The organism is Pseudomonas sp. EpS/L25 (assembly GCF_001512295.1).
Taxonomy (GTDB): domain Bacteria; phylum Pseudomonadota; class Gammaproteobacteria; order Pseudomonadales; family Pseudomonadaceae; genus Chryseomonas.
Genome location: NZ_LNUP01000012.1, coordinates 1 through 16,355 on the forward strand (window position 1 = coordinate 1; position 16,355 = coordinate 16,355).

General features: G+C 67.7%; 17 protein-coding genes. 9 read left to right on the plus strand and 8 right to left on the minus strand.

Annotated features, from left to right (window positions below; translation table 11 throughout):
• Nucleotides 1-47 precede the first annotated feature (47 nt).
• Genes AR540_RS13715 through AR540_RS13730 form a run of 4 tightly spaced genes read right to left on the minus strand, consistent with a single transcriptional unit; the run spans nt 48 to nt 4,414 of the window.
• Nucleotides 48-1,052, minus strand: a complete 1,005-nt coding sequence (locus AR540_RS13715) for a hydrolase (RefSeq protein ID WP_059229769.1) — start codon at nt 1,050-1,052, stop codon at nt 48-50.
• Nucleotides 1,049-1,618: a 16S rRNA (guanine(966)-N(2))-methyltransferase RsmD gene (gene rsmD, locus AR540_RS13720; protein ID WP_059229770.1), complete on the minus strand. Its 570-nt coding sequence runs from the start codon at nt 1,616-1,618 to the stop codon at nt 1,049-1,051. The genes AR540_RS13715 and rsmD overlap by 4 nt, the downstream gene beginning before the upstream one ends.
• 1 nt (nt 1,619) lies before the next feature.
• Entirely contained in the window at nt 1,620-3,059 is a 1,440-nt protein-coding gene (locus AR540_RS13725; protein WP_059229771.1) for a M16 family metallopeptidase, read from the minus strand.
• Nucleotides 3,056-4,414, minus strand: coding sequence for a M16 family metallopeptidase (locus AR540_RS13730; protein ID WP_059229772.1), 1,359 nt, complete (start codon nt 4,412-4,414; stop codon nt 3,056-3,058). The genes AR540_RS13725 and AR540_RS13730 overlap by 4 nt, the downstream gene beginning before the upstream one ends.
• A gap of 202 nt (nt 4,415-4,616) precedes the next feature.
• On the opposite strand from AR540_RS13730, the gene ftsY reads away from it, so the two are divergent.
• The 4 genes from ftsY (at nt 4,617) to rpoH (ending at nt 8,774) form a co-directional block, all read left to right on the plus strand.
• On the plus strand, nt 4,617-6,080 hold the full coding sequence (gene ftsY, locus AR540_RS13735) for a signal recognition particle-docking protein FtsY (RefSeq protein WP_059229773.1): 1,464 nt from the start codon (nt 4,617-4,619) through the stop codon (nt 6,078-6,080).
• Entirely contained in the window at nt 6,077-6,751 is a 675-nt protein-coding gene (gene ftsE / locus AR540_RS13740; RefSeq protein ID WP_059229774.1) for a cell division ATP-binding protein FtsE, read from the plus strand. Before ftsY ends, ftsE begins: the two co-directional genes overlap by 4 nt.
• Complete coding sequence (gene ftsX, locus AR540_RS13745) at nt 6,748-7,758, plus strand: permease-like cell division protein FtsX (RefSeq protein WP_059229775.1); 1,011 nt, start codon at nt 6,748-6,750, stop codon at nt 7,756-7,758. Before ftsE ends, ftsX begins: the two co-directional genes overlap by 4 nt.
• A gap of 161 nt (nt 7,759-7,919) precedes the next feature.
• Nucleotides 7,920-8,774: an RNA polymerase sigma factor RpoH gene (rpoH, locus tag AR540_RS13750; protein WP_059229776.1), complete on the plus strand. Its 855-nt coding sequence runs from the start codon at nt 7,920-7,922 to the stop codon at nt 8,772-8,774.
• Nucleotides 8,775-9,184: 410 nt separating this feature from the next.
• Here the strand turns inward: rpoH and mtgA are convergent, their stop codons facing one another.
• On the minus strand, nt 9,185-9,886 hold the full coding sequence (gene mtgA / locus AR540_RS13755; RefSeq protein ID WP_059229777.1) for a monofunctional biosynthetic peptidoglycan transglycosylase: 702 nt from the start codon (nt 9,884-9,886) through the stop codon (nt 9,185-9,187).
• Between the two features lie 68 nt (nt 9,887-9,954).
• Here mtgA and AR540_RS13760 point away from each other — a divergent pair, with 68 nt between their 5' ends.
• From AR540_RS13760 to AR540_RS13780, 5 genes are all read left to right on the plus strand, one after another.
• Nucleotides 9,955-10,332 (plus strand): DUF423 domain-containing protein, encoded by a 378-nt coding sequence (locus AR540_RS13760; protein WP_059229778.1) that lies wholly within the window; start codon nt 9,955-9,957, stop codon nt 10,330-10,332.
• Between the two features lie 84 nt (nt 10,333-10,416).
• Complete coding sequence (gene thiS / locus AR540_RS13765) at nt 10,417-10,617, plus strand: sulfur carrier protein ThiS (RefSeq protein WP_059229779.1); 201 nt, start codon at nt 10,417-10,419, stop codon at nt 10,615-10,617.
• 19 nt (nt 10,618-10,636) lie between these two features.
• Nucleotides 10,637-11,419, plus strand: coding sequence for a thiazole synthase (locus AR540_RS13770; protein WP_059229780.1), 783 nt, complete (start codon nt 10,637-10,639; stop codon nt 11,417-11,419).
• Between the two features lie 106 nt (nt 11,420-11,525).
• On the plus strand, nt 11,526-12,197 hold the full coding sequence (trmB, locus tag AR540_RS13775) for a tRNA (guanosine(46)-N7)-methyltransferase TrmB (protein ID WP_236712070.1): 672 nt from the start codon (nt 11,526-11,528) through the stop codon (nt 12,195-12,197).
• Nucleotides 12,198-12,356: 159 nt separating this feature from the next.
• A complete protein-coding gene (locus tag AR540_RS13780) occupies nt 12,357-14,081 on the plus strand; it encodes a putative bifunctional diguanylate cyclase/phosphodiesterase (protein WP_059229782.1) in 1,725 nt (574 codons plus the stop codon).
• Nucleotides 14,082-14,242: 161 nt separating this feature from the next.
• Here the strand turns inward: AR540_RS13780 and AR540_RS13785 are convergent, their stop codons facing one another.
• Genes AR540_RS13785 through rdgB form a run of 3 tightly spaced genes read right to left on the minus strand, consistent with a single transcriptional unit; the run spans nt 14,243 to nt 16,325 of the window.
• Nucleotides 14,243-14,569, minus strand: coding sequence for a DUF3392 family protein (locus tag AR540_RS13785; RefSeq protein WP_059229783.1), 327 nt, complete (start codon nt 14,567-14,569; stop codon nt 14,243-14,245).
• 14 nt (nt 14,570-14,583) lie between these two features.
• Nucleotides 14,584-15,735 carry a radical SAM family heme chaperone HemW gene (hemW, locus tag AR540_RS13790; RefSeq protein WP_059229784.1) on the minus strand — a complete coding sequence of 384 codons (1,152 nt, stop codon included), beginning with the start codon at nt 15,733-15,735 and terminating at the stop codon, nt 14,584-14,586.
• Nucleotides 15,732-16,325, minus strand: coding sequence for an RdgB/HAM1 family non-canonical purine NTP pyrophosphatase (gene rdgB / locus AR540_RS13795; RefSeq protein ID WP_059229785.1), 594 nt, complete (start codon nt 16,323-16,325; stop codon nt 15,732-15,734). Before rdgB ends, hemW begins: the two co-directional genes overlap by 4 nt.
• Between the last annotated feature and the right edge of the window lie 30 nt (nt 16,326-16,355).

The following is a 16,355-nucleotide window of genomic DNA, read 5'->3' on the forward strand; positions in this document are numbered from 1 at the left end:
GGGTGGGGCCAAGGCGAGGAGGGGCGGGATGGCGGCGCCGTGGGCGTTTATCGGCCGGATGGCGATGCCAGCTGGCTGACCAGCCAGTCGGGGATGCGCCTTTCCAGATAGTAGTCGGGTTGGCGAAAGGAACCGCCGACGAAGCCCACGTGGCCACCATGGGGCAGACGCTCGAAGAGGGTGTCCGGTGCCAGTTCGGCCCGCGCCGGTAGGGCGTCGGTGCCGATGAAGGGGTCGTCCTCGGCCTGGATCAGCAGGGTGGGGATGCGAATTCCGCCCAGGTAGTAGCGACTGGAGGCCTGGCGATAGTAGTCCCGGGCGTCGTGGAAGCCGTGCAGCGGCGCAGTGTATCTGTCGTCGAAATCCCAGAAGGTCTTCAGCCCCTCGGGCGGACCCAGGCGGGCGAGGGTCTCGTGCTGCTCGGGATGGCGTTCGCGATCGAACAGCGCCTGCTTGTCGCGGACGTAGCGGGCCAGTTCGCGGATGAAATGCCGCTGGTAGATCCGCGAGAAGCCGATGCCGATACGGTCGGCGCAGAGATCCAGACGAAAGGGCACCGAGACCGCCGCGGCGGCGCGCAGGCCGCTGTCTTCGCCGCACTCGCCCAGATACTTGAGCAGCACGTTGCCGCCCAGGGAGAAGCCGACGGCGAACAGCGGGGCGTCCGGGCGACTGGCCCTTAGATGGCGGACCACCGCGGCCAGGTCGTCGCTGACGCCGGAGTGATAGCCGCGCGGCAGGCGATTGGGTTCGCCGGAGCAGCCGCGCCAGTTGAGGCCGACGCTGGCCCAGCCGCGGGTGGCGAGGGCGAATTGCAGGCCGAGGACATAGTGGGAGCCGGAGCTGCCGGTGAGACCGTGGGCGATCAGTACCAGAGGCGCCCGCGGGTCTTCGGCGTGATACCAGTCGAGATCGAGGAAGTCGCCATCCTCCAGCCACAGCCGTTCCCGTGGCCGGGTGATGGGCGGCAGACGACGCCACAACGAACCCCAGAGGGTCTGCAGGTGCGGACCGGGCAGCCAGCGTGCCGGGCGGAAGGGGGCGCCGGTCACGCCTGGCGATGCCAGAGGGCGTAGTGGACGTTGCCGGTCTTCTTCTCGCGGTGCAGCTGCCAGGTGGTGGGCAGGCTCAGGCGCGAGGGTTGGGTTTCGCTCTCCGTGTAGACCCAGGCATCCGCGGCCAGCCAGCCCTTGGCTTCCAGGGCCTGGCAGGCCGGTTCCAGCAGGTCCTTGCCGAAGGGCGGATCGAGGAAGACCAGGTCGAAGGACGCTTCGATCGGCTTGGCCAGTGCCTGCAGGGCGTCGGTCTGGCGCACCTCGGCGTGGGTACAGCCAAGGGTCTGCAGGTGGCCGCGCAGGGCATTGGCCGCCTGGGCGTTGAGGTCGAAGGCCAGCGCCTGGCTGGCGCCGCGGGACAGGGCTTCCAGCAGCAAGGCGCCGCTGCCGGCGAAGGGGTCGAGCACCCGGGCGCCCGGGGTCACGGCGGCCAGCCAGTTGAACAGCGTCTCGCGGACCCGATCGGGCGTGGGCCTCAGGCCCAGCGCATCGGGAAAGACGAAGCGCCGGCTGCGCCAGTCGCCACCGATGATGCGCAATTGGTTGGCGGTCTTCTGGGCCATGTCAGTGCTCCGGGACGCCGTTGGGCGGCAGTGAGGTGAGGGGGCGCGGTGGTGGCAGGGGCTGCTGGGCGACGGTGGGGCCGGCGGAGACCACGACAAACCTCGCCGGGTCCAGGTGCCGCTGCAGGGCAGCACGCACCTGCTCGACGGTGAGGGCGCGGATCTGCTGGAGGAAGTCGTCGAGGTAGCTGCTGGGCAGGTCGTAGAAGCCGATGTTGCCCAATTGGGCGACGATGGCCCCGTTGCTGGCGTTGGCCAGCGGGAAGCTGCCTTCGATCTGGCGCTTGGCGCGATCCAGCTCGGCCTGGGTGGGGCCCTGCGCCCGGTAATCACGCAGCAGGTCGAGGACCAGGGCGAGGGTGGCGTCGCCCAGCTCGGCGCGGGTCTGCAGGCCGAGGGTGAAGGGGCCTGGCTGGCGCATGGGGGTGAAGCCCGAGCTGACGCCATAGGTGAGGCCGCGACGTTCGCGCAGCTCGGTCATCAGGCGGCTGCCGAAGCCGCCGCCACCGAGGATCTGGTTGCCGACGAACAGGGCGGCGTAGTCGGGATCGCTCCGGGTGATGCCGAGTTGACCGAGCAGCAGGCGCGTCTGCTGGGCGGGAATCTCCAGGTGCACGACCGCCGGCGCGGCGGGACGGGGAGCCGGTAGTGGCGGCAGGGCAGGGCCTGGGGGCAGGGCGCGGGACAGCTGGGCGGCGATGCGCTCGGCGCGGGCTCGATCCAGGTCGCCGGTGATGGCGATCACCGCATTGCCGGCGGCATAGGCCCGGGCATGGAAGGCACGCAGGGCGGCCGCGTCGAGGTGCGCCAGGCCCGCTGCGGTGCCACGGGGCGAATGGGCATAGGGGTGGTTGCCGTAGAGCCTTTCCTGCAGGGCTTCGCCCGTCAGGCTGGCCGGTTCACGGCGGCTGGCGGCGATCAGGGTCAGCAGCTGGTCACGGATGCGCTGGATGGCCTCGGCGGGAAAGGTCGGGTGACCCACCACGTCGGCGAGCAGCGCCAGGGCCGGTTCGCTATGGGCGGGATCGGCGAGGGTGCGCAGCCCGGCCACCGCCTGGTCACGATAGGCGCCGTTGCTGAAGTCGGCGCCCAGGCGCTCGAAACCGTCGGCGATGGCACCGGCATCGCGTCCTGGCGTGCCTTCGTTGAGCAGGCCGTTGGTCAGCATGGCCAGGCCCGGGGTGGCGCCGTCCTGGCTGCTGCCGGCCGCGAAGATCAGGCGCACGTCGAACATCGGCAATTCCGGTGCCGGCACGAAGAGTACCTGGGCGCCCTCGGCGGTGCGCCAGCGCTGGATGTCCAGCTGGCGGCCCAGCGGCGGGGCGTCCTTGAGCGTCTTCAGACTGTCCACGGTGGGATAGGCGCGGGCCAGGTCGCCGACCGGTGATGAGGTCTGACAACCGGCGAGTAGGCACAGCGAGAGGCAGAGCAGGCGTTTCATCGTTGGGTCTCCGCGGCGGCGGGGCGCAACTGGGCGAGAGTCAGCCGCTCGCGGGTGAAATAGGTGCGGGCCACGCGACGGAGGTCGCCGGGGGTGACCTGGTTCAGTTCGTCGAGCAGGAGCTCACCCTGGCGCCAACCGAGGCCGACGCTTTCCAGCTGGCCGATACTGCTGGCCTGGGCGGTGATGGAGTCGCGGCCGTAGACCAGGCCAGCCACCAGCAGGGCGCGGACCCGGGCCAGCTCTTCCGTGCTGGGCGGCTCGCGCTTGAGCAGGTCCAACTGCTCCCAGAAGGCCGCTTCCAGCTGTGCGAGGGTCTTGCCACGCTGGGTGTTGGGGGTGCCGCTGAGCAGGAAGAGGCTATCGCCACGGGTGTAGGAGCCATAGGCCGCGCGCACGCTGCTGGCCACTTCCTGGCCGCGCTCGAGACGACTGGGCAGGCGCGCGCCCGAGCCGCCGCTGAGCAGGGCGGCCAGCAACTGCAGGGCATAGGCGTCACGTGGCTGGGCCGCAGTGGCCAGGCTCGGCACGTTGAACCCCATCAACAGGCTGGGTACCTCGCGGGCCTGCAAGGCCAGGCGACGCTCACCTGGCGCTGGCAATTCCAGCGGCCGCCGAGGCGCGGGCAGGTCGCTGCGGGGGATGCCGCCGAACCAGCGCTGTACCTCGGCGCGGATCGCCTGGGGCTCGACATCGCCGACCACCACCAGAGTGGCGTTGTTGGGGGCGTACCAGGTCTGGTACCAGCGGCGGAGATCGTCCACGCTCAGGCGTTGCAGATCCTGGGGCCAGCCGATGGTGGGATTGCGATAGCCACTGGCCGGATAGGCCGCCGCCTTGAATCTTTCGAAGGACAGCGCCTCAGGGCGGTCATCGGTGCGCAGCCGGCGTTCTTCCTTGATGACTTCCAGTTCGCGAGTGACCTCGTCCGGCGCCAGGCGCAGGTGCTGCATGCGATCGGCTTCCAGCTCCAGGGCGATCGGCAAGCGGTCGCGCGCCAGCAACTGGTAGTAGACGGTGTAGTCGTCGGTGGTGAAGGCGTTTTCCTCGGCGCCCAGGTCGCGCAACAGATGCGAGGCCTCGCCGGCGCCGAGCTTGCGGCTGCCCTTGAACATCAGGTGTTCCAGCGCGTGGGACAGCCCGGTCGCGCCTGGCGCCTCGAGGCTGGAGCCCACGCGGTACCAGAGCTGCACCACGGCCACCGGCGCCCGGTGATCTTCGCGGACCACCAGTTTCAGGCCGTTGTCGAGGGTGAATTCCTGGGTGTTCTGCCGGCCGGCGTCGGCCGGGGCGACAGTGGGAAGCAGGCAGAGCAGGCCGATCAGGGTGGCGCGCAGGGAGCGGTAGGCGGGCATCGCGAGAGCAGGCCTTGGGACGCGGTGGGAAACGAAGCGCGGGTGTCCTGGGGACGGTCGCGCGTTTTTCGCCGACGGGGAGGTCTTCCGCCCGGCAGGCTGCTAGGATACGCATCCCTTTTCCCGACGGCCATGGCTGACGGTCGAGCGCCGCCTGGCGGAGCTCCCGCAGCCTGGTCGTCCGTTCGACACAGAGCCGCGCATGTTTGGATCCGACGACAAGAAGTCTCCCCCCGCGGAGAAGAAAGGCCTGTTCGGCTGGTTCCGCAAGAAGACCGCCGAACCGGTAGAGACGCCTGCCGAAGCCCCGGCCGCGCCCGAAGAGCGCTTGCCCGAGCCGCTGGCCAGCGAGCCGGTGCGGCATCCGGAGCCGGTGCCCGAGCCGCCGGAGGCGATCCCGTCGCTGACCCCGGCCCCGGTCGCCGAAGAGGAGGTGCCGTCGCCAGTGGCCCTGACGGCGCTGGTCGAGCCGCTGGTCACCGATCCCATCGTGCCACCGGTCGAGGTCGAGCCGGTGGCGGAGCCCAAGCCGCAATCCGTGCCCGTACCCGCGCCGGTTGAGCCGGTCGCGCCGTTGCCTCCGGTTGTTCCGGGGCCCGTGGCAGAGCCTGAACCCGAGCCTGCTCCGGTCGTACCTGTGGCGCCCGTCGCCCCGGTCCGTCCTGAGCCGGTGGTGGTTGCGCCCGAACCCGAGCCCGCTTTGCAACCGGTCGCCGCTGCGGCCGAGCCGACCAAGCTGGGCTTCTTCGCCCGCCTGCGCCAGGGCCTGTCCAAGACCAGCGCCAGCCTCGGTGAGGGCATGGCCAGCCTGTTCCTCGGCCAGAAGGCCATCGACGATGACCTGCTCGAAGAGCTGGAAACCCGCCTGCTGACCGCCGACGTCGGCGTCGAGGCCACCGGCGTCATCATGCGCAACCTGACCCAGAAGGTGGCGCGCAAGCAGCTGGCCGACAGCGAGGCGCTTTATCAGGCGCTGCAGCAGGAGCTCACCGAGATGCTGCTGCCGGTGGAGCAGCCGCTGCTGATCGATACCTCGCACAAGCCCTACGTCATCCTGGTGGTCGGCGTGAACGGCGCCGGCAAGACCACCACTATCGGCAAGCTGGCCAAGCGCCTGCAGAACGACGGCAAGAAGGTCATGCTGGCGGCCGGCGATACCTTCCGCGCCGCCGCCGTGGAGCAGTTGCAGGTCTGGGGCGAGCGCAACCGCATTCCGGTGATCGCCCAGCACACCGGGGCCGATTCCGCCTCGGTGATCTTCGACGCCGTCCAGGCCGCCAAGGCCCGCGGCATCGATGTCCTGATCGCCGATACCGCCGGCCGGCTGCATACCAAGGACAACCTCATGGAAGAACTGCGCAAGGTCCGTCGGGTGATCGGCAAGCTGGACCAGGCGGCGCCCCACGAGACCCTGCTGGTACTGGACGCCGGTACCGGCCAGAACGCCCTCAACCAGGCCAAGCAATTCCACAATGCGGTGCCCCTGACCGGTCTGGCCCTGACCAAGCTCGATGGCACCGCCAAGGGCGGGGTGATCTTCGCCCTGGCCAAGCAGAGCGCCCTGCCGATCCGCTACGTCGGCGTCGGCGAAGGCATCGACGACCTACGGCCCTTCGAGGCGCGGCCCTTCGTCCAGGCCCTGTTCGCGGAGCGTGGCGTCTCATGATCCAGTTCGACCGCGTCTCCAAGCGCTATCCCAATGGTCACGTCGGCCTGCAGGAACTGAGCTTCCGTGCCGAACGCGGCGAGATCCTCTTCGTCACCGGTCACTCCGGCGCCGGCAAGAGCACCCTGATGCGGCTGATCCTGGCGATGGAAAGGCCCACCGGTGGCAAGCTGACCCTGGCTGGCCAGGACATCTCGCGCATCACCAATGAGCAGATCCCCTTCCTGCGCCGGCAGATCGGGGTGGTCTTCCAGAATCACCAACTGCTCTACGACCGCACCGTGTTCGACAACGTCGCCCTGCCGCTGCAGATCCTCGGCCTGTCCAAGCCCGAAATCGCCAAGCGCGTGGCCGCGGCGCTGGAACGGGTCAGCCTCAAGGACAAGCTCGACGACTATCCGGCCGAGCTGTCCACCGGCCAGCAGCAGCGGGTCGGCATCGCCCGCGCCGTGGTCCATCGCCCGGCCCTGCTGCTCGCCGACGAGCCTACCGGTAACCTCGATCCGCGCCTGGCCTCGGAAATCATGGGCGTCTTCGAGGACATCAACAGCCTCGGCACCACGGTGCTGATCGCCAGCCACGACCACGCCCTCATCGCCCGGCTGCGCCACCGCATGCTGACCCTGCAGCGCGGCCGCCTGATCGGCGATGAAGAGGAGAGCCAGCCATGAGCGCCACCGAACTGCCCCGTGGCCAGGAGCAGGGCGGCAAGCCCCAGCGTCCGCAACGCCAGGCACCCAAGCCGCCCAAGAGTGACTGGCGCGGCCCGCTGCATGCCTATCTCGAAGCCCATCGCACCGGCCTGAGGGACAGCCTCAGACGGATGGTGCAGCAACCCATAGGCACCTTCCTCACCTGCCTGGTGATGGGCATCGCCCTGGCGCTGCCCATGGGCGTGTCGCTGCTGCTGAAGAACGTCGAGCGGCTCGGCGGCTCCTGGCAGCGTGCCGCGCAGATCTCGGTATTCCTCGACCTGCGCACCGGCCAGGACCAGGCCGAGGTGCTGATGAGCCAGATCAAGGTTCTGCCCGACGTCGCCGAGGCGCGCTGGATCAGTCCGGACGATGCCCTGAAGGAATTGCAGCAGGACGCCGGCCTGGGTGAGGCGCTGCGCGAGCTGCCGCAGAATCCCTTGCCCGGCGTCATCGCCGTGACGCCCAAGGAAATCGACAAGAGCCGCCTCGACATGCTGCGCAGCCAGCTGGCCGAAATGAACGGCGTGCAGCAGGTACAGCTGGACATGCAGTGGGTCGAGCGCCTCACCGCCATCCTCAAGCTGGGCGAGCGTTTCGTCTTCGGCCTGACCGTGGTGCTGGTGATCGCCCTGCTACTGGTGATCGGCAATACCATTCGCCTGGCCATCGAGAATCGGCGCACCGAGATCGAGGTAGTCAAGCTCGTGGGTGGTACCGACGGCTACGTGCGGCGGCCCTTCCTCTACATGGGCGCGCTGTTCGGCCTGGGCGCCGGCATCGCCGCCTGGGCGCTGCTGGTCTTCGGGCTGAACTGGCTCAACGCTGCGGTGATGGAGTTGGCCGGCCTCTATGGCAGCGATTTCGCCCTGGGCAGCGTTGCGCTGGAAGATGGTCTGCAACTGCTGATAGGTGCCGTGCTGCTGGGCTACATCGGCGCCTGGCTGGCTGTCGCCCGCCACCTGCGCGAACTCGCCCCGCGCTGACGGACGACCGTTTCCGGCATCTCCGGAAACGGTCTAACCCCCTGATGACACAGGCATTTCACGCCTGTTTTCAGCTGGGGTTAAGGGAACCTCGGCTAGTCTGGCGCTGTCCAAAAAATCAGTGTTAGACTGTCCAGTGCTTAGTGAATCGGAGGATTCGCATGACCACTTCTTTGCAACCTGTTCCTACATTGGTTCCCGGCGCCAGCCTGGAAGCCTATGTGCATTCGGTGAACAGCATTCCGCTGCTCACTCCGGAGCGGGAGCGTGAACTGGCCGAGCGCCTCTTCTACAAGGAAGACGTCGAGGCCGCCCGGCAGTTGGTGCTCGCGCATCTGCGTTTCGTGGTGCATATCGCCAAGAGCTATTCCGGCTATGGCCTGGCCCAGGCCGACCTGGTTCAGGAAGGCAATGTCGGCCTGATGAAAGCCGTGAAGCGCTTCAATCCCGAAATGGGCGTACGCCTGGTGTCCTTTGCCGTGCACTGGATCAAGGCCGAAATCCACGAATTCATCCTGCGCAACTGGCGCATCGTCAAGGTGGCCACCACCAAGGCGCAGCGCAAGCTGTTCTTCAACCTGCGCAGCCAGAAGAAGCGGCTGGCCTGGCTGAACAACGACGAGGTTCATCGCGTGGCCGAAACCCTGGGTGTCGAACCCCGGGAAGTGCGCGAGATGGAAAGCCGTCTGACCGGTCATGACATGGCCTTCGACCCGGCCAGCGATGCCGATGACGATGCGGCCTATCAGTCGCCGGCCCAGTACCTGGAAGACAGCCGTTACGATCCGGCGCGCCAACTGGAGGAAGCCGACTGGACCGACAGCTCCACGGCCAATCTGCACGAAGCTCTGGAACGCCTGGACGACCGCAGCCGCGATATCCTCTACCAGCGTTGGCTGGCCGAGGAAAAGGCGACGCTGCACGAGCTGGCGGCCAAGTACAACGTCTCGGCAGAGCGTATCCGTCAGCTGGAGAAGAACGCGATGAACAAGCTCAAGGGCAACATCGCCGCCTGATCTGGCCTGAGATTGAAAAACCGCGCCTCAGGGCGCGGTTTTTTTATGTCCGCGAGAATGGCTATTGCGGTCGGATGCCAGGGTGGCGTGGAAAACCGCGCAGCGTTTTCCACGGGCGATCTGTAGCCACCAGACAGCCTGCCTGAGCTACCCGCCTGCTGTGGAAAAGGCTGCGTCGTTTTCCACGCTACACCGCTAGTTCCGTTATGAGCTACGACACGATAAACCACAGGTAGATGGAAAACCTTACAGCGTCTTCCATGCATGAGCTGCAGCGTCACGTAGGCAGCAGGTAGGGTGGAAAACCGCGACGCGTTTTCCACGCGCGAACTCAGGCGTCGTCTGGGCAGCATCTGGAACAGTCGTCGAGTGGAAAAGACTGCGCCGTTTTCCACGCTACGTGCCTCGCGCTACTGCCCGGTCATCCGCCGTAGATAGTCGCTGCCGCCCAGCTGGCGTTCCTGCTGGCGAATCCAGGCGGCGCGTTCGGCGACGTAGGCGCTGGGACGGCTCGGGCTCCACTCGCGGGGGTTGGGCAGCACGGCGGCCAGCAGGCTGGCCTGGCGATCGGACAGGTAGGGCGCGCCTATACCGAAATGGTGACGGGCCGCGGCTTCGGCGCCGAACACGCCGTCGTCCCATTCCACGCTGTTGAGATAGACCTCGAGGATGCGCTGCTTGGACCAGAAGGTCTCCAGCAGCACGGTAAACCAGGCCTCGAAAGCCTTGCGCAGCCAGCTGCGACCACTCCAGAGAAAGAGATTCTTGGCGGTCTGCTGGCTGATGGTGCTGGCACCGCGCAGGGAGCCGCCGGCTTCGTTGTGGCTGAAGGCCTGGCGGATCGCTGCCATGTCGAAGCCCCAATGCTCGGCGAAATGCTGGTCCTCGCCGGCGATCACCGCCATCTTGAGGTCATCCGGCAGCTCCTTCCAGGGGCGCCAGTCGCGCTGCAGGTCGATGGGCTTGCCATCGATCCAGGATTCGACCTTGCGTTCGACCATCAGCATGCTGCCCGGCGGCGGCACCCAGCGCAGGACCAGCACCACGGCGGCGCTGAGGGCGGCGAACCAGAGGGCGACACGCAGGAGACGACGGAGGAGGGTACGCAGCATCGGCTTGGTCTTTGGCGGTTAGCGGGCCATTATAACCAGCGCTCACCTTTCATCGCCCGGGAAAACCCATGTTGCGTCTCTTCCTGCTCTTCGCGGCCCTGGCCGGCTTTACCGGCGTCGGCCTGGGTGCCTTCGCCGCCCATGGTCTCAAGGGCCGGCTGTCCGCCGACTACCTGGCGGTATTCCAGACCGGGGTGCTCTATCAGCTCATCCATGCGCTGGCGCTGTTCGGCGTGGCGCTACTGTCGGTGCATTTCCAGGGGCGTCTGGTGGCCTGGGCCGGCGGTTTCTTCATCGCCGGCATCCTGCTGTTTTCCGGCAGTCTCTATCTGCTGACGCTGACCGGCACCTCGCGGCTGGGCATCATCACCCCCTTCGGCGGCCTGTGCTTTCTCGCCGGCTGGGGCTGTCTGGCGCTGCTCGCCTGGCGTCTGAGCAGTCTCTGAGGGAGCGGCTCCGGATCGGGCGTCGCTGCAATGAGCGCCCGACCGGCGTAGAATGCCGGTTCACCCAGCGACGATGCTTTTTCCATGCAGATCCTGTTGAACGGCGAATCCCTTGAGCTGCCGGACGGTACCACCGTCGCCGACCTGCTCGTGCGTCTCGAATTGACCGGGCGACGGGTTGCGGTGGAACGCAACCTCGACATCGTGCCGCGCAGCCAGCATGCCACCACCGCCCTGGTGGACGGCGACCAGCTGGAAGTGGTCCACGCCATCGGCGGCGGCTAGCCGCGAAAGAGGAATCCAGATGAAAGACACTCCCTTGACCCTGGCCGGGCGCACCTATGCCTCGCGCCTGTTGGTCGGCACCGGCAAGTACCGCGATCTCGACGAGACCCGCCTGGCCATCGAGGCCTCCGGCGCCGAGATCGTCACCGTGGCGGTGCGTCGCACCAACATCGGCCAGAATCCCGACGAGCCCAATCTGCTCGACGTGATCTCGCCCGAGCGCTACACCATCCTGCCCAACACCGCTGGCTGCTACGACGCGGCGGACGCGGTACGCACCTGCCGCCTGGCCCGTGAGCTGCTCGATGGCCACAACCTGGTCAAGCTGGAAGTGCTGGCCGACCAGAAGACCCTCTTCCCCAACGTCATCGAAACCCTCAAGGCCGCCGAGACGCTGGTGGCGGATGGCTTCGACGTCATGGTCTACACCAGCGACGACCCCATCGTCGCTCGCCAGCTGGAGGCCATCGGCTGCATCGCCGTGATGCCGCTGGCCGGCCTGATCGGCTCGGGTCTGGGCATCTGCAATCCCTACAACCTGCGCATCATCCTCGAAGAGGCCAAGGTGCCGGTGCTGGTCGACGCCGGGGTGGGCACCGCCTCCGACGCCACCATTGCCATGGAACTGGGTTGCGAAGCGGTGCTGATGAACAGTGCCATCGCCCATGCCCGCGAGCCGGTGCTGATGGCCGAAGCCATGAAGCACGCCATCGTCGCCGGCCGCCTGGCCTACCTGGCCGGGCGCATGCCGCGCAAGCTCTATGCCACGGCGTCCTCGCCGCTAGACGGCCTGGTCGGCTGATCCGCGCGCGAACCCCATGCGCCCGGCTCCGTGCCGGGCGTCTCTTTTTCCCACCATCGATAACACCATGACCGATCATCAAGACGACCAGACCCCCGACCGTCCCCTGCGTACCATCAAGAGCTTCGTGATGCGTGCCGGCCGCATGACCGAAGGCCAGCAGCGTGGTCTCGACCAGGGCTGGCCGCGCTTCGGCCTGGAGCTGGCCGACGGCCCGCAGGATTTCGATCGGGTATTCGGCCGCCAGGCCCCTCGCACCTTCGAGATCGGCTTCGGCATGGGCCATTCCACCCTGGAAATGGCCGCCGCGGCCCCGGAACAGGACTTCATCGGCGTCGAGGTGCATCGTCCCGGCGTCGGCGCCCTGCTCAATGGTGCCATGACCCAGGAACTGACCAACCTGCGGGTCTACAGTTGCGATGCGCTGGAGGTGCTGCGTCAGTGCGTGGCCGATGCCAGCCTGGACCGGGTGCTGCTGTTTTTCCCCGACCCCTGGCACAAGAGCCGCCACCACAAGCGGCGTATCGTCCAGCCGGCCTTCGCCGAACTGGTCCGACAGAAGCTCAAGGTCGGCGGCGTGCTGCACATGGCCACCGATTGGCAGGCCTACGCCGAGCACATGCTCGAGGTCATGAACGCCGCCCCCGGCTACCACAACCTGGGCGATGCCTCGGGTTACGTGCCGCGGCCCGAGGAGCGCCCCATCACCAAGTTCGAACGCCGCGGCGAGCGCCTGGGCCACGGGGTCTGGGACCTGAAGTTCGCACGGCAAGACTGACCGTACGTCGCGGATGAGGTGGGGTTGAGCCAGCTGCCGCCTGTTTGGCATGATGGCGTTTTGCCGCGATGGGGCCTAGCCATCGGGAAACCTTGGAACCTGCGAGATGCCTGCCGACCAAAACCGTGAGCCGGGGCGCTGTTTGCCCGGGATGCAACGGTGAGCCTGGGACCTGACGGCGCGCTCGATGCCCTGCGGCAGTTGGAGGTCGAGCGTAGTGCCCGCCAACGCACCGAGCGTTCGCTGCATCTGATGGCCTCGGCCTTCGCCCTCTGCCGGGATGCCATGGCCGTGCTCAGCGAGAGCGGCCAGATCATCGAAGCCAACGAGGCGCTGTGCAAGCTGATGCTCAGCGCCGGCAAGAGCGTGGCTGGCCAGTACCTGTCCCACTACATCAAGTTGCCCGAGGCGGCCATCCAGGCCTTCGAGCGGCATGGCTATGCCCTGTCCGAGGCGAGTTTCCATGTCTCGGCCAAGCGCGTGACCCCGATGGAGATCAGCCTCAGCCGCTTCGCCGGCGAAGGCGGCGCCGAGGGCTACGTCATCGCCAGCCTGCGCGACATCACCGACCGCAAGCGTGCCGAGCAGGCACTGGAGCGCCTGGCGTTGAGCGATGGCCTGACCCAGCTGCCCAATCGCGGCGGCTTCTATCGCCGCTTCGACGACTGCCTGCGCGCGCTCACGCCAGGCCGCAGCCTGGCCGTGCTGTTCATCGACGTGGATGGGTTCAAGGAGGTCAACGACTCCTTGGGCCATGAGGCGGGCGACGAATTGCTGCGTGTCCTGGCCGCCGCGCTGCAGGACAGCCTGGGCCACGACGAGTTGCTGGCGCGCTGGGGGGGCGATGAATTCGTCGCCGCCATCGCGGTGGACGGTCGCAGCCAGGCGCGCCAGATCGCCGAGCGCCTGCTGCAGGTGGTCGGTCGGCCACAGCGCATCGCCGAGCACGATATCCGGGTGTCCGCCAGCATCGGCCTGAGTATGACCCCCGACGACGGCCAGAGCGCCGAGGCACTGCTCAGCAATGCCGATGCCGCCATGTACGCGGCCAAGAGCGCCGGCAAGAGCCGGGCGCGCTTCTACGATCCGGAGTTCACCGCCGAGGCGCTGCGCAAGGTCACCCTGCTGGCCCACCTGCACGCCGCTATCGAGGCGGAAGAGATCAGCTTCGTCCTGCAACCCAAGTTCGATGCCCAGCGCCGGCTGGTCAGCGCCGAGCTGCTGGCACGCTGGGATTGCCCCGGGGTGGGCTCGGTGTTGCCCTGTGTCTTCGTCGCCCTGGCCGAGCAGAATGGCATGGCCTCGTCCCTGGGGCGGCTGGCGATCCGGCGGGCGGCGGCCTATGCCCGCGACTTGCAGCAGGCCGGCGTCTGTATTCCGGTGGCGGTGAACATCTCGGCCCGCCAGGTGGCGGACGATGAGCTGGGCCTGGTCCTGGAACGTGCCTGCGCCGAGTTCGGCGTGCGGCCACGGGCCCTGGAGCTGGAGGTGACCGAGTCGGTGTTCCTGCAGCGCGGTGCCCCGGAGCGGCGCCTCGGTCTGCTGCGCGACCAGGGCTTCCGGGTGGCCATGGACGACTTCGGCACCGGCTATTCGTCCCTGAGCTATCTACATCGGCTGTCCTTCGACACCATCAAGATCGACCGTAGCTTCCTGCTGTCGGTGGATCGCGACGCTCGCTCGCGGCAATTGCTGGCGGGCATCGTCAGCCTGTGCCGGGCGCTGAACATGCAGATCGTCGCCGAGGGGGTGGAAACCCAGGCGCAATTCGACCTGCTCAAGAGCCTGGGCGTGGACTGCTTCCAGGGCTTCCTGCTCGGTCGGCCGCAGTCGCTGGAGAGCCTGCTGCTGCTGGCCGGCGTCCCGGACTACACCTCGCTCTAGTCGGGCGGTTCAGGCGTGCGCACGAGTGGGGGAGTGACTGCTGTGCGGTTCGGCGTTCCGCTCGAGTCAGGCGCCCTGACCGTCATGGCCGCGCTGGGGCAACGCCGCCCGGGCAAAAAAAGCGCCGCCAAAATTGCGTAGTTAACTTCTGAAACACCGCACTAGCTGCGGCGCTCGGCCAGCACGCCCAGCAGGCAGACGCCGATCAGCAGCACCGGGGCCAGGGCGTAGTTGTTGAACTGTGCCAGGCCCTTGACCACCCAGGGCGTGAGGAAGGTCATGGCGGCGCCATAGATGGCCAGGCAGGCCAGGGCGAAGGCCGGTACGCGGATGGCGGTCGGCAGGCTGCCCAGGCGCGCCTGGATGAAGGCGTTGACCTGGCTGCCGAACAGCACCAGCAGGGTGGCGGTGACCGCGAGGGCTACCTCGTCCAGGTGGCTGCGGCTCCAGCGGGAGAGGTCGGCGATGTGGTTGAGCACGAAGTCCAAGGCAGAGCTCCTCGTCAGTCAGGCAGAAAGGATTGCAAGAGGTCGTTCAGGAACAGCTGGCCACGGGCGGTCGGCTGCAACCGCTCCGGATCCTCCACCAGCAGGCCGTCACGGCGCGCCATGGCCAGCGCGGGGGCCAGGCTGTCCAGGGACTGGCCGGTGCGCTGCGGATACCAGGCGGCCGACACGCCGTCTACCAGGCGCAGGGCGTTCATCATGAATTCGAAGGGCAGGTCGGCCGGTTCCAGACGCTTCTCGCCGGCCTGGAAGGGCTTGGCCGGATCGAGATAGTCCTTGGGCAGGCGGGTCTTCCAGGTACGCAGCAGCCGGCCGTCCGGGGCGCTCAGCTTGGCATGGGCGCCGGCGCCGATGCCGAGGAAGTCGCCGAAGCCCCAGTAGTTGAGATTGTGCCGCGCCTGGCGTCCGGGCTGGGCGTAGGCGGAGGTCTCGTACTGCCGGTAGCCGGCGGCGGCCAGGCGGGCCTGGCCGGCTTCCTGGATGTCCCAGAGGGTATCGTCCTCGGGCAGCTCCGGCGGCTGGCTCCAGAATACCGTATTGGGCTCCATGGTCAGCTGGTACCAGGACAGGTGCGTGGGCGCCAGGGCGATGGCCTGCTCCAGATCGCCGAGGGCGTCGGCCAGGCTCTGGTTGGGCAGGCCATGCATGAGGTCCAGGTTGAAGTTGTCGAAGCCGGCGGCGCGGGCCCGGTCGGCGGCGCGTATGGCTTCGTCGCGGCCATGGATGCGGCCCAGGGCCTTGAGCTTCTCGTCCTGGAAGCTCTGGATGCCGATGGAGAGCCGATTGATGCCCAGCCCGCGATAGGCGACGAACTTGGCCTGCTCGAAGGTCCCGGGATTGGCTTCCAGGGTGATCTCGATGTCGGGCGCGAAGTCCAGACGTCGCGCCACGCCCTCCAGCAGCCGGCCCAGGGCGGTCGCAGAGAACAGGCTGGGCGTGCCGCCGCCGAAGAAGATCGAACTCAGCGGCCGGCCATGGACGTGGACGAGGTCGTTATCCAGGTCCGCCAGCAGGGCGTCCACGTACTCCGCTTCCGGCAGCGTCGGGCCGGCGGCGTGGGAATTGAAGTCGCAATAGGGGCACTTGCGTACGCACCAGGGGATATGGACGTAGAGCGCCAGCGGCGGCAGGGTGAAGGGCGAAGTCACAGGCCGAGCCGTTGCTTGAGCAGGGCCATGGCGCGGGCGCGATGGCTGCGCTGGTTCTTTTCCGCCGGGGCCAGTTCGGCGGCGGAAACGCTTTCGCCATCGGGCTGGAACAGTGGATCGTAGCCGAAGCCGTGCTCGCCCTGGGCGGCATGCAGGATGCGACCCGGCCAGAGGCCTTCGCAGAGAATCGGCAGCGGATCGTCGGCGTGACGGACCAGGGCCAGCACGCAGACGAACTGGCCGGTACGCGCGGCGTCGGGCACGTCTTTCAGGGCGTCGAGCAGCTTGGCGTTGTTGGCCGCATCGCCCTGGCCGTCGGCGTAGCGGGCGGAATAGATGCCGGGGGCGCCGCCGAGGGCGTCCACCGCCAGGCCCGAATCGTCGGCCAGGGCCGGCAGGCCGGACAGGCGCGCGGCGTTGCGGGCCTTGAGGATGGCGTTCTCGACGAAGGACAGACCGGTCTCTTCGGGCTCGATCTGGCTGAACTCGCTCACCGAGCGTATCCGCACCTGGCCGCCGAGCATGGCCTGGAGTTCCTTGAGCTTGCCGGCGTTGTGGCTGGCGAGGACCAGTTCGGTTAGGTCGGACATGAGGACACCGCGTCTCGTGAAGGATGGCGA

What these genes read in the sequence shown, in the direction of transcription:
- rsmD (WP_059229770.1), bottom strand. Translation starts at nt 1,618, where the DNA reads ATGGCCCAGAAGACCGCCAACCAATTGCGCATCATCGGTGGCGACTGG.
- AR540_RS13725 (WP_059229771.1), bottom strand. Translation starts at nt 3,059, where the DNA reads ATGAAACGCCTGCTCTGCCTCTCGCTGTGCCTACTCGCCGGTTGTCAG.
- AR540_RS13730 (WP_059229772.1), bottom strand. Translation starts at nt 4,414, where the DNA reads ATGCCCGCCTACCGCTCCCTGCGCGCCACCCTGATCGGCCTGCTCTGC.
- ftsY (WP_059229773.1), top strand. Translation starts at nt 4,617, where the DNA reads ATGTTTGGATCCGACGACAAGAAGTCTCCCCCCGCGGAGAAGAAAGGC.
- ftsE (WP_059229774.1), top strand. Translation starts at nt 6,077, where the DNA reads ATGATCCAGTTCGACCGCGTCTCCAAGCGCTATCCCAATGGTCACGTC.
- ftsX (WP_059229775.1), top strand. Translation starts at nt 6,748, where the DNA reads ATGAGCGCCACCGAACTGCCCCGTGGCCAGGAGCAGGGCGGCAAGCCC.
- rpoH (WP_059229776.1), top strand. Translation starts at nt 7,920, where the DNA reads ATGACCACTTCTTTGCAACCTGTTCCTACATTGGTTCCCGGCGCCAGC.
- mtgA (WP_059229777.1), bottom strand. Translation starts at nt 9,886, where the DNA reads ATGCTGCGTACCCTCCTCCGTCGTCTCCTGCGTGTCGCCCTCTGGTTC.
- AR540_RS13760 (WP_059229778.1), top strand. Translation starts at nt 9,955, where the DNA reads ATGTTGCGTCTCTTCCTGCTCTTCGCGGCCCTGGCCGGCTTTACCGGC.
- thiS (WP_059229779.1), top strand. Translation starts at nt 10,417, where the DNA reads ATGCAGATCCTGTTGAACGGCGAATCCCTTGAGCTGCCGGACGGTACC.
- AR540_RS13770 (WP_059229780.1), top strand. Translation starts at nt 10,637, where the DNA reads ATGAAAGACACTCCCTTGACCCTGGCCGGGCGCACCTATGCCTCGCGC.
- rdgB (WP_059229785.1), bottom strand. Translation starts at nt 16,325, where the DNA reads ATGTCCGACCTAACCGAACTGGTCCTCGCCAGCCACAACGCCGGCAAG.